Annotated in this window: 10 protein-coding genes; 7 read left to right on the top strand and 3 right to left on the bottom strand. The window is 62.1% G+C overall.

Annotated elements, in window-relative coordinates; translation table 11 throughout:
• The 6 genes from VIM95_RS08330 (at position 1) to VIM95_RS08305 (ending at position 8,094) form a co-directional block, all read left to right on the top strand.
• Positions 1 to 939: a hydrogen peroxide-inducible genes activator gene (locus VIM95_RS08330; RefSeq protein ID WP_331984576.1), complete on the top strand. Its 939-nt coding sequence runs from the start codon at positions 1 to 3 to the stop codon at positions 937 to 939.
• A 91-nt stretch (positions 940 to 1,030) separates the two neighbouring features.
• Positions 1,031 to 2,179: an FAD-dependent oxidoreductase gene (locus tag VIM95_RS08325; protein WP_331984575.1), complete on the top strand. Its 1,149-nt coding sequence runs from the start codon at positions 1,031 to 1,033 to the stop codon at positions 2,177 to 2,179.
• 15 nt (positions 2,180 to 2,194) lie between these two features.
• The gene (locus tag VIM95_RS08320) at positions 2,195 to 3,364 is read left to right on the top strand and encodes a GNAT family N-acetyltransferase (protein WP_331984574.1); all 1,170 of its coding nucleotides are present in this window, start codon (positions 2,195 to 2,197) and stop codon (positions 3,362 to 3,364) included.
• A gap of 55 nt (positions 3,365 to 3,419) precedes the next feature.
• Positions 3,420 to 4,337, top strand: a complete 918-nt coding sequence (locus VIM95_RS08315) for an alpha/beta fold hydrolase (RefSeq protein ID WP_331984573.1) — start codon at positions 3,420 to 3,422, stop codon at positions 4,335 to 4,337.
• A gap of 376 nt (positions 4,338 to 4,713) precedes the next feature.
• A complete protein-coding gene (locus VIM95_RS08310) occupies positions 4,714 to 7,122 on the top strand; it encodes a DUF1631 domain-containing protein (protein WP_331984572.1) in 2,409 nt (802 codons plus the stop codon).
• Between the two features lie 72 nt (positions 7,123 to 7,194).
• The gene (locus VIM95_RS08305) at positions 7,195 to 8,094 is read left to right on the top strand and encodes an alpha/beta hydrolase (RefSeq protein ID WP_331984571.1); all 900 of its coding nucleotides are present in this window, start codon (positions 7,195 to 7,197) and stop codon (positions 8,092 to 8,094) included.
• A gap of 4 nt (positions 8,095 to 8,098) precedes the next feature.
• On the opposite strand, the gene serB is transcribed toward VIM95_RS08305, so the two are convergent.
• The 3 genes from serB to VIM95_RS08290 are packed head-to-tail and all read right to left on the bottom strand — an operon-like array spanning position 8,099 to position 10,867.
• Complete coding sequence (serB, locus tag VIM95_RS08300; RefSeq protein WP_331984570.1) at positions 8,099 to 8,953, bottom strand: phosphoserine phosphatase SerB; 855 nt, start codon at positions 8,951 to 8,953, stop codon at positions 8,099 to 8,101.
• An 8-nt stretch (positions 8,954 to 8,961) separates the two neighbouring features.
• Positions 8,962 to 9,636 (bottom strand): lipoprotein-releasing ABC transporter ATP-binding protein LolD, encoded by a 675-nt coding sequence (lolD, locus tag VIM95_RS08295; protein ID WP_331984569.1) that lies wholly within the window; start codon positions 9,634 to 9,636, stop codon positions 8,962 to 8,964.
• Entirely contained in the window at positions 9,629 to 10,867 is a 1,239-nt protein-coding gene (locus VIM95_RS08290) for a lipoprotein-releasing ABC transporter permease subunit (RefSeq protein WP_331984568.1), read from the bottom strand. The genes lolD and VIM95_RS08290 overlap by 8 nt, the downstream gene beginning before the upstream one ends.
• Positions 10,868 to 11,054: 187 nt before the next feature.
• On the opposite strand from VIM95_RS08290, the gene VIM95_RS08285 reads away from it, so the two are divergent.
• The coding region (locus VIM95_RS08285; protein ID WP_331984567.1) for a hypothetical protein at positions 11,055 to 12,342 on the top strand (1,288 nt) is incomplete at its 3' end.

Here is a 12,342-nt window from a genome sequence, read left to right as displayed (position 1 = left end):
ATGACCCTGACCGAGCTGAAATATATCGTTGCCGTTGCCCGCGAACGTCATTTTGGCCGGGCAGCGGGTGCCTGTTTTGTCAGCCAACCGACCCTGTCGGTGGCCGTCAAGAAGCTGGAGGACGAGCTGGGAGTGACCCTGTTCGAACGTTCCGCCGGCGACGTATCGATCACTCCGATCGGAGAGCGCATCGTTTCCGAAGCGCAACGGGTATTGGAGCAGGTGCAAACCATCAAGCAGCTGGCGGAGCAGGGCAAGGACCCGCTCTCCGGCCCGCTGCGCCTGGGGGCGATCTACACCATCAGCCCCTACCTGTTGCCATTTCTGATTCCCAGCCTGCGCCAGCGGGCGCCGCAGATGCAGCTGCTGCTGGAAGAGAACTACACCGCTCGCCTCGCGGAGATGCTCAAGCAGGGCGATATCGACATTGCCATCCTGTCCGAACCCTTCCGCGAGAGTGGTATTGCCACTCAGGCGGTCTACGACGAATCGTTCGTCGTCGCCACCCCCAAGGGGCATGCCTGGGAGTCGCTGAAGGCCATCGATGCCGCTCAGCTGGAGGACGAGAACGTCCTGTTGCTATCGCCCGGCAACTGCTTCCGCGACCAGGTGCTGCAGACCTGTCCGGAACTCAACCGTGAGGCCCTGCCTACCGGCAGCAGCCTGCAGCGGACCTTGCAAGGCTCCTCGCTGACGACCATCCGGCATATGGTGGCAGGTGGCATAGGCGTGACGGTTCTGCCCGCCACCTCGATCACCCCCGCAGATGAGCAACTGCTGACCATCCGCCCCTTCAAGGGCCAGGCCCCAATGCGCCGCGTGGTATTGGCTTGGCGCCGCAACTTTCCGCGCCGCGAGGCGATCGAAGCGGTGCGCCAGGCCATTCTGGCTGGCGGCCTACCTTCCGTCAGCATGCTGCCCAACGCGGCGGTAGAATAGCTCCCGCACCGGCCCGCCTGACGCGCTGGCCTGCCCAATGACGTGCCCTGGCCCACCCCACGGCGCGCCCCCGTCTATTCATGGAGCCTGCATGGCCGCACCTCTTACCATCGTCGGCAGCGGACTGGCCGCCTACAACCTCGCCCGCGAGTGGCGCAAACATGCCCCCGATGCCGAGCTGTGCATCGTGACCGCCGATGCCGGCGACTTCTATTCCAAGCCCATGCTGTCCAATGGGCTCAATGCCAACAAGACGGCTGCCCAGCTAGCCATGAAGTCCGCCGAGAAAATGGCGGAGGAGCTGAAAGCCACTCTGCTGACCCATACCCGGGTCAGCGCCATCGACCGTGCTGCGCATGAGATAGAGACCTCGGCCGGACGGCTCGCGTACAGCCAACTGGTCCTGGCCCTGGGCGCAGACTCCACGCGCGCGGAGCTCGGCGGCAACGCTGCAGAGGCGGTATTGCGTGTCAATGACCTGGCCGACTACGCAATCTACCGCGAGGCCCTGGACGGTAAGCAACGGGTAGTCCTGTTAGGTGGTGGCCTGATCGGCTGCGAATTTGCCAACGACTTGGTTGCCACCGGGCACCAAGTCGAGGTCGTCGATATCGCCGCTTGGCCTCTGTCCCGCTTTCTGCCCGAAGCTGCAGGCCACTGGATGGCGCAGCGGCTGTCCGCCGCAGGTATCCGGTTCCACTGGCAGCAGCAGGCCCTGCGCCTGGACCACGACGAAGACGGTTATCTGCTGACGCTCTCTGACGGCACTGTACTCAAAGCCGATGTCGTGCTCTCGGCACTTGGCCTGCGACCACGCACGGCCTTGGCCGCAGCGGCAGGTCTTGCCACGAGCCGCGGCATCGTAGTGGACCGCCATCTGCGCAGCAGCGACCCGGATATCTATGCCCTGGGCGATTGCGCCGAAGTTGAAGGCTTGGTGCTACCGTTCGTACTCCCCATCATGCAGGCTGCTCGCGCCTTGGCACCGACACTGGCCGGCCAGGCCACTGCACTGGCTTACCCGGCCATGCCCGTGGTGGTGAAAACCCCCGCCTGTCCAGCTGTCATCGCACCACCCGCGTCCGCTTGTGCAGGCGAATGGCAGATCGAGTCTGGCGCCGATGGCCTGCGTGCCCTGTACTGCGATGCCGCCGGCAAGCTGCAGGGATTGGTGTTGCTAGGCGAGGCCACCAAGGAGCGGCAGACCTTGGCTGCGCAACTGCCGGCAACGCTGGCCTGATAGCGGGCCATTTCCATGACTTCCCGCGCGGCAGCCTCACAAAGGCAGTTCCAGTTTCACGACAGGATTGCCGAGCTCGACGCAAGGCAATGGAATGCACTGGCCGGCAACCAACCCTTCCTGCAGCACGCCTTTCTGCTGGCGCTGGAGGAAACCGGCTGCGTAGGCGGCGACACAGGCTGGCAACCGCTCTACGCCGCCATACACCAGACTGGGCAGCTACGGGCCGCCATGCCGCTTTACCTCAAATACCACTCCTGGGGTGAGTATGTGTTTGACTGGGCGTGGGCAGACGCCAGCGAGCGGGCAGGGCTGCCGTACTACCCCAAGCTGCTCAGCGCCATTCCTTTCACTCCCGTTCCTGGCGCAAGGCTGTTGGCAGAGCAGGGGGAGGATGCCACTGAGCTGCTTCAGCAGGTGCTCGGCATGGCGGGCGAGGCCGAGCTGTCCGGTCTGCATTGCCTGTTCCCGCGAGCTGAAGACGATGCACATTTCGAGCGCGCCGGTCTGTTGCGCAGGCAGGGGCTGCAATTTCACTGGCTCAATCGCGGCTACGCCGATTACGAAGCCTTTCTTGCCGCGCTCAACCACGACAAGCGCAAGAAGTTGCGGCAGGAACGTCGTAAGGTCCGTGATGCCGGGCTGACCATAGTCCGCAAACATGGGGCGGCCATCAGCGCAGAGGACTGGGCCTTCTTTGATCGTTGCTATCAACATACCTATCAAGCACACCGCTCCAGCCCCTACTTGAACCTCGATTTCTTCCTACGGCTGGGGCGGGACCTGCCTGAAGCCTGCCTTCTGGTACTCGCCTACCGTGACGGGCAACCCATTGCCGCAGCCCTCAACCTCTTGGACGGTGAAAGACTGTACGGCCGCTATTGGGGCGCGTTGGAATACGTACCCAATCTGCACTTTGAGCTGTGCTACCACCAGGGCATCGAGTTCGCCATCGAGCGCGGCTTGCAGGCTTTCGAAGGCGGCGCGCAGGGCGAGCATAAATTGGCACGTGGTTTCGAGGCAGTCGCAACGCATTCCTGGCACTGGCTGGCCCAGCCCCAGCTCGCAGGTGCGGTCGCGCGCTTCCTGGCCAGGGAAGGGCAGGGCATGGACCATTACCTCAGCGAACTGGACGAGCGAGCCCCGTTTCGCAGCGCCGACTCGCGCCCAGGCGATCTGCCTTGAGTCTCGTCAGGCGCCGCCGTAGCATGCGAAAAAATCTATTGCTTGCTTGAATTCCATGACCAAACTGCAGCTTGTCACCCAGCAATCCCTCTTCGTTCCCACCCTTGATGGTGCGCAATTGCACCTGCGGCGTATCCATCCGGCGGAACCCGGCAGCGCCGTGCTGATGGTGCATGGTGCAGTGGCCAACGCCCGTACTTTCTACAGCGATAAAGGCAAGGGGCTAGGTCCTTGGCTGGCTCAACGCGGTTACGACGTATATGTGCTCGACCTGCGCGGGCGTGGCCTGTCTACCCCGAAAATTGCCCGCGGGGCTGCTCACGGTCAGACCGAGAGCATCTGCGAGGATATCCCGGCGGCGCTATTGGAAATCCAGCGCCTACGCGGTGAACAGGTGCCTCTCTACCTGGTAGCCCACTCCTGGGGCGGGGTGCTGTTGAGTGCGGCGCTGGCGCGCAAACCCGAATGGGCGCGGCGAGTACGCGCCAACGTCTACCTTGGTAGTAAGCGCAGCATCCGGGTATGGAACTGGCACCGGCTTTATGAGATCGAAATCTTCTGGCAGCGCTTAGCCAGCCTGCTGGCCAAACGCAAAGGCTATCTGCCGGCAGCAGAACTGGGCATGGGTGCGGACGATGAAACGCTCAAGAGCCTGCGGCAGAGCCAACAGTGGGTGAAGGCAGCAGATTGGCAAGATAGCGACGATGGTTTCGATTATGTCGCGGCACTGCAAGCCACCGCTTTGCCGCCCACACTTTATCTGGTGGGTGGCAAGGACCCGGTGCGCGGCCACGAACGCGACGTACGCCGTTTTGCCGCAGAGTCCGGCAGGCATGCCCATGCGTTCGGACTGTTGTCGCGACAGGCGGGACTGAGCCGCGATTACGGCCATATCGACATGCTGACCCATCCACAGGCCGAGCAAGAGGTCTACCCACAGGTACTGGATTGGCTAACTCGCCACACAAATTAAGTTATCCACAGGCATTTTTGGCAAAAAATGCAACTGGCATTAACAGGGGAGCACGCCAGAAACCCAAAGAATCAAAGATATGTAATCATATGCTGAGATACTTTCTACGTCAGTTGACGGGATTTCTGCGAAAAATTAACATGACCTTATATTCCATTGTGTTGCGCAAGGCAGTCAGGTCTGCCGGCGCCGCAAGGGCGGACAGACAAGGCATGTACCAAATTCCGACGGTGCTACCATTGCTTGCAGGCTTTGGAGACAACCGGTCGGGAACGCGTGGGAGCAGGCTATGAGCGCGGCCGGATTGAATTTTTCACCTGAAACCAGAGCAGGCAAGCCTGATGGGCAGCCTGCCGTTGCCACACGTCCAAGCGCCATGAGCCAGAAACCCGAAGCCCTCGCGATGTTGTCCTCCTGCCGCGATCTGGCGGCAGACCTACTGTCCAAGTCGCTGGTCACGATGCTCGACAAGATCGAGGAGTCGTTGTTCGAGCTGGCAGACAAGGCCCTGGACCGGGAGTCGTACAACCTCTACATGGAGGCGCGCGGTCAGGCACAGAGCAAGCGCAGTGAAATCGAGACCGAGTTCCGCCGTCGCTTTGTCGAAGGCTTCAACCGCACGGTGCACGGTGGCAAGGACACTGAGTCCAGCTTTGACAACCTGAACTTCGACGATCTCGAGCTTTCCCTGGTCGGCCACGACGACTACGAGGAAGACCTCGCCGTCACCAATATCACCACCAAGCTCAAGAACAAGCTCGGTGACGATCTGAACGCGCTGAATTTCCGCATGGGCCACCTCATGCAGTTGCCCGAGGAAAGCCGCGAAGACAACCCAATGAACCCGCAGGCCGTTGTGGAAGCCTTCCGCAGCGCCTGCATGAAGATCGAGTCCGATCTGAACGTCCGCCTGCTGGTGCTCAAGCAGTTTGAGCAGTTGGCCGCGGAAAATGTACCCAATGTCTACCAGAACCTGAATCGCTTCCTGGTAGAACGCAACATCATGCCGACCCTGCCCAAAGGCGGCTTCCGCCGCCGCGCGCCTGGCGCTCCGCGTACCGGCCGCAACCCGGCCGCCGGACAGCAAGGCGGCGAGGGCACGGCCCCCACGGCAGCAGAGCTCGCCAGCTACGCCAGCCAGATGGGTTTTGGTACCGGTGGCTTCGCCCCGGTCCAGGCGCCATCGGGTAGCGAGCTGCCCGCCTATGCCGTAGGTAACGAGCAGGAACTGCTGTCCTCCCTACAGCAGCTGCTGGCCTTCAACCAGGCCATGCAGGCCGCACCGGCAGCAGGCCAGCCTGCCGCCGCACCCGTAAGCGAAGCAGCCGCACCGGTCGCCCCCACCTTCCTGGGCAATCTGGGGCAAAGCTTTCTGGATGCCCTGAACCTTCTCCAGCAGGGCCAGCTTGAAGGCGCTGTGGAAGACGCCGGCGAACTCGACATCCAGGCGCTGACCGGTGGCACTGCCAACGTGCTGCACCAGATCAAGACGACCAGCCTGGCCTCTTCGCTGGGCCACGTCGACGGCATGACCATCGATATCGTGGCCATGCTATTCGACAATCTGTTCGACGACCGCAATATCCCCGGTCCGATGAAGGCCCTGATTGGCCGGCTGCAGATCCCGGTGCTAAAAGTGGCGATGCTGGACAGCAAGTTCTTTGCCCGCAAACAGCACCCCACCCGCCGCCTGCTTGATGCACTGGCCCATGCAGCGCTGGGCTGGGATGAAGCCGACGGTCTGGAAGACCGCCTCTATTGCAAGATCGCCGAGATCGTCGAGCGTATCGTCAACGAGTTCGATGAAAACATCGGCCTGTTCGATATTGCCCTGGCCGATCTTGAGAACTTCCTCGCCGAAGAAGAACAGCGTGCCGAATCGGGTGCCGAGGCTGCCGCCGCCGCCCTGATGGCAGAAGAGCGCAACGAAATGGCCTTGCAGCAAGCCAGCCAGATCGTGAAGCGCAAATTGGCCGCTGCGGGTGAAATGCCCGACCTGATCCGTGACTTTGCATTGATCCAGTGGCACGAAGTGCTCAAGCAGGCTGCACTGGAACAGGACAGCAACCCTGAAGCGCTGGCCAACGCAGAACAGGCGCTGGAAGACCTGTGCTGGAGCATCTCGCCCAAGGTTGGGGTTGAGGAACGCCTGCGCCTGATCAATCTGCTGCCCAAGCTGCTGCGCCGACTGGAGAATGGTACTGAAGCCGCCGGCATAGATCGCACCTTGCGCGAGTCCTTCTTTGCCGAGCTGGTGCACTGCCACGCCAACGCGATCAAGTCTGGCCTCAAGCCCGTAGAGCCCGTTGCGGCAGAGCCTGCTCAACCGCTGCCAGCCTCCACCCAGGCTATCCAGGCACTGGTCGCCAGCGCGGCCCAGCCCGCGGCCGCGCCCACCGCACCCGCAACTGATCTGGGCGATCTGCCCGCGCTCAGCATGGGCTCTTCCGCCACCGGATTCGAGATCACCGACGCCAATTGGGATGCCGGCCTCGACAAATATCAGGACTACGACGATGTGGTCGCCAATCAGCTCAAGCGCGGGGCCTGGGTAGAGTTTGTCCAGAACGATGGCTCGCTGACGCGTGCCAAGCTCGCCTGGGTGAGCCCACGCAAGAGCCGCTACCTGTTCACCAACCGGCAAGGCGACAACAGCATGGAATTCACCCTGCTGGATCTGATCTCCCTCTTCAAGAGCGGTGAAGCCAGCTTGATCGAGAGCGGCCCATCTGTGGAACGTGCGGTCAGCGACATGATCGGCATGCTGCAGCCCCAAGCTGCCTAGTCATTCATTCGTCAGTACGTAGACAATGCCCGCGCAAGCGGGCATTGTCGTTTTACCCCCCGGAAGCCGCCTATGACCGCCATCTATCGCCCCATCCACCCCTACCGTAGCGAGACCGTGCTGCTGCGTGGCATGCCCCATCGACTATGCCGCTGGGGCCGACCGGACACGCCGAAGATAGTCCTGCTGCATGGCTGGATGGATTGTGCAGCCACCTTCCAATTCCTGGTCGACGCCGCGCCGGCCGCATTGCGGGAATACGACCTGCTGGCGCTGGATTGGCGGGGTTTTGGCCAGAGCGCCTGGGCAGAGCAGAGTTATTACTTCCCCGACTACCTGGCGGATCTGGACGCCTTGCTGACGCAATACGCGCCAGACCAGCCAGCCACCCTGCTGGGGCATAGCATGGGCGGCATCGTCGCCTGCCTGTATGCCGGCATACGTCCTGAGCGGGTGGCCCAGGTCGTGTCGCTGGAGGGCTTTGGTCTACCGGCCACCGAGCCAGGCCTGGCACCGGCTCGCTACAGACGGTGGCTGGATGAAGTCGCCGGGCCCGCAGCAGGAAAGGACATGCAGGGGCTGGCGACGGCCGCACTGCAACTACAAAAGGTCAACCCGCGGCTGGCACCCGAACAGGCACGATGGCTAGCTGGCGAGTTGGCGATAGAGCAGGGGGGGCAGACTCGCTACCGGGCCGATCCACGTCACAAATGGGTCAATCCGGTGCTCTATCGGCTGGAGGAGGCCATGGCCTGCTGGCGCGAGGTTCAAGCCCCTACCACCTGGGTAGTGGGCGATGAAACACGATTGCTGCAATGGCTGAAGGAAGACGCCGACCAGTTTGCCGAGCGCCGGGCCTGCTTTCGGCAGTTGCGCTACCTGACCTTGCCGGACTGCGGCCACAACCTGCAACACGACGCCCCAGCGGCGGTGGCGGAATTGCTGCTGGAAGCCGTGCGCCAAAGAAGCTGATGGCTTAGTCGAAGTAGCCCAGCACGCCGTCCAGGCCGACCTGATCGAGCGCATAAGCCGCCTGTGCACGGACCGCAGGCTTGGCATGGCAAGCGATGCCAAACCCGGCTGCCGCCAGCATGGGCAGGTCGTTGGCACCATCGCCCAGGGCGATGACCTGCTCGGGCCGCAGGCCCAACTCTTCGCGCATGCGCACCAGCTCGGCCGCCTTGCGCGCCGCATCCACCACCTCACCGACCACCCGGCCGGTCAGCTTGCCGTCGGCGACCTCCAGCACGTTGGCCACCGCACGGGTCAAGCCCAGACGGGCCTGCAAGCGCTCGGTAAAGAAGGTAAAGCCACCGGAGATCAGCAGGGTCTTGCAACCGACCTTGCCAGCAGCCTTGAGCAGCGTTTCTGCACCGGGCATCAGCTTGAGCCGCTCCTCATACACTGCCAGCAGCGCTTGCTCCGGCAAACCCGCCAACAAGGCCACGCGCTCCAGCAGGCTCTGCCGGAAATCCAACTCGCCGCGCATGGAGCGAGCAGTGATGGCAGCAACCTGGGGCTTGATGCCCTGCATATCGGCAATCTCATCGATGCACTCGATGGTGATCAGGGTGGAATCCATATCCATCGCGATCAAACCGATGTCCGACAGGGACGCACCGTATGGCACGAAAGCGAAGTCGTAGCCGGCCTCAGCGCAGAAACTAGCCACCGCCTCGCGCTGGGCTGGGTCAGCGGGGCTGAGCTTGAATGCCTGGTGGGCGAGGGCGCCGGAACGAACGGCGGTGATCTCGCCGGCACCGACCAGTTGCGCCAAGCGTTTGAGATTCTGGGTGGCGACTTCGGTCGCCTGAATGACAAGCTTGTACATGGGTGAACTCAGGCAGTATGAAGCCGGCCGTCGGCCAGGGTCAGGACACGCCCGGTACGAGCGGCCAGTTCAGTATCGTGGGTCACGATCACCAGCGCAGTGCCCAGGCGGTCGTTGAGGGAGAGCATCAAGTCGTAGACGGACTGCGCGGTGTGCCGATCCAGATTACCGGTCGGTTCATCGGCCAGCAGGCACAGGGGCTCCGTCACCAGCGCCCGGGCAATCGCCGCCCGTTGACGCTCGCCGCCGGACAATTCACCCGGCTTATGCCGCAAACGATGGCCCAGACCAACCTGCTCCAAGATAGCTGCAGCCTTGGCTTCCGCCTCACCACGCGGGGTGCGGCGTATCAGCAAGGGCATGGCCACGTTCTCCAGCGCACTGAATTCCGGTAGCAAATGGTGGAATTGATAGACAAAACCCATCTGCCGGTTACGCAAGGCACTGCGCGCCGCCTCGGTCAGTGCGAAGGGGTTCTGGCCAGCCACACTCAAGCTTCCCTGACTGGGCTGATCCAGCGTACCCAGCAGATGCAACAAGGTGCTCTTGCCCGAACCTGAACTACCTACGATGGCCAGCTTCTCCCCCTTGGCCACGTCAAGATCAATGCCACTGAGCACTGGCACATCGAGATCTGGGTAGGTCTTGGCCAAGCCTCGCGCTTCAAGAATCAGCTCACTCATAGCGCAGTGCCTCCGCCGGGTTGATGCGGGCGGCACGCCAGCTGGGGTAAAGCGTCGCGGCAAAGGCCAGCAACAAGGAAATCAAACCGATGGTGAGCACGTCAGCCGGCAGCACTTCGCTGGGCAGCTCGGAGATGAGATAGACCTGGGGCGACAGTACCTTTACATGCAGCAGGTTCTCGAAAAAACTCACCACCGCGCCGACGTTGGAGGCCAAGAGCACGCCGCCCAGTACGCCGACAATGGTGCCAACCACACCGATGGTGGCCCCCTGGATGACGAATATCTTGAGTATGCTGCCCGGCGATGCCCCCAGGGTACGCAGGATAGCGATGTCAGCCTGCTTGTCAGTGACCGTCATGACCAGGCTGGATACCAGGTTGAAGGCGGCAATCGCCACGATCAGGGTCAGAATCAGGAACATCATGCGCTTTTCGATCTGCACCGCACGGAAGTAATTGGCGTTCTCCATGGTCCAGTCGTTGAACTGCAAGGCCGGATGGCTGGCCTGAAGGCTGCCTGCCAGTGCCGGCGCCTTGAGCGGATCGGCAATGCGTAGCCTTACGCCGCTGACGGCGTCACCCATGCGGTAGAGGCGCTGCGCATCCTGCAGGTTGATATAGGCGAGGCCCGCGTCGTACTGGTACATGATCTGAAAGAGACCCACCACGGTGAAGGTACGCAGCCGAGGCGCCATGCCCACCGGCGTAATGTTCCCCTGCGAAACATAGAGCGTTACCTTGTCACCCAGCCCCACCCCGAGTGCCCGCGCCAATTCCTGGCCCAACACGATATTGAACTCACCCGGCCGCAAGCCATCGAGCCGACCGGCAACGATATGCTTGCCAAGGCCCGCTACCTGCTCCTCTAGCGCTGGCTCAATGCCGCGCACCAAGGTGCCTTGCATGGCGTCACCATAGGACACCAGACCTTGCGATTGCACATAGGGTGCAGTGGCCTGAACCTCCGGCTGGCGCCGCAGCTCAGCCGCCGCCGTTTGCCAATCCGGCAGACGCCCGTACTCACCGCTGGCCTGAATATGCGAAGCAACTTCGAGTATGCGGTCACGGATTTCACGCTGGAAACCGTTCATGACCGACAGGACTGTGATCAGGGTGATGACGCCAAGGGCGATCCCCGCCATCGAGGCGGCAGAAATAAAGGAGATAAAACCATTGCGGCGCTTGGCGCGGGTATAGCGCAGGCCGATCAGCCATTCAAAGGAATTCACACGGAACCAGAGAGAAATGCCAGGGCCGCAGTGTGCCACAGTGGCGACTAGCGACCAACGCCCGAGCTCCGGCGGGGAACGACGACTGCGGATTGCCTGTGGTAAACCACTAGCCTGGGGCACTTTACAATATGCACCTAGTCTATAAGTAGACAGTTAAAATGCGGCCGTACCCAAGGTTAAGCACATGATAGACACGTTCAAAAAACTGTTCGTCTTCGGCCGGGAATCGCGGTTGGATATGGCGGTCGCGACAGTGGAAAGCGCTGCCTCGCTACCGCCGGTGCAGGCCATGCAATCGATCAGCGAATGGCTGCAGCAGGAGCAGCGTCGGGCGGAAAACCGCAGCGATGGCCTCATGGTGTTGCGCGGCATCGACACTCATTTGCGCAATATCGTCGAGCGGGCCATGTCTGACATGCTCGAGGCCAAGAGCAACCACGCCCGCCTCAGCCTGCTACTTCAGACTACGGTGCCGATCTGCACCACTATCGTCGAAGCTTATACCGAGGCGATGCGCCGGGAGATGGTGGAGCTGGCCCGCAAGCCGGCCAACACGCCACTGCTGCAGATTTCGGTTGCCAACTGGCTGTATTGGATAGGCCGCGACCATGTGGTGCGCTTTGTCCGTGAGCCCAAGGCTGACCGTTTACCCTGGCACGAGATCAAACCGGCGGCGGAATTCGCACTTGGCCTCAGCGGTACGCTCACCGCCCGCATGGCACGTACCGATTCGGAGGCAGGCAAGCTGCAAAAGCAGTTGGCCCATCTGGTACTGCTGTCCCGCACGCTGACCCCGGACCTCCAAGGCCGGCAGCTCTTGATCGCCGACCGCGTGGCCGACGTCCTGGCCAGTTTTATCCAGGTCAGCAGCCAGCACTCGAGCCAGACACCGTTTGGCCAGGCCAATGATGACGACAACCCGCCCACCGTATTGACCCAGATGCCGACCAAGGCCAAGCAAGACGGCCACGGCCTGTTCTACGGCCTTGAAAAGACGGTGCTGGAGCTGGTAGCGCTGGAGAATCTGATCACCGCGCAGAACAAAGTGCCACAGAAGATGGACCCGAACGGCCTTCTGGACGTGGCAGAGACGCTGGTGGTAATCAAGCATCTGAAGAACCGCTGGACCGGTCGCGAGGTAAAGCGCCAGTCCGAACGCAAGGCCATCAGTGGCTCTTTGAGCATCTGCTATGACTTCGGCGCCATCCGCCGCATGGTGGTACAGGCCACGCAGCAAACCACGACCCGCACCAACGAGACCACCATCGAGCGGGCACTTGTGGAAGATATCAGCGCGACCGGGGTCGGCCTCAAGCTGCCCAAGCGCAGTAGCTGGGTCAAGGTGGGCATGCTGCTTGGCGTCAAGACCGACAAGGACGTCAACTGGCGGATCGGCGTCGTACGCCGTGCCATCGTCCGCGGACACGACGACATCATGGCGGGCATCCAGTTGCTGGCACGCGATCCGGAGT

The organism is Chitinimonas sp. (assembly GCF_036568685.1).
GTDB lineage: Bacteria > Pseudomonadota > Gammaproteobacteria > Burkholderiales > Chitinimonadaceae > Chitinimonas.
Note: the sequence above shows the minus strand (reverse complement) of the source record. Positions and strands in the feature narration are given on the sequence as shown.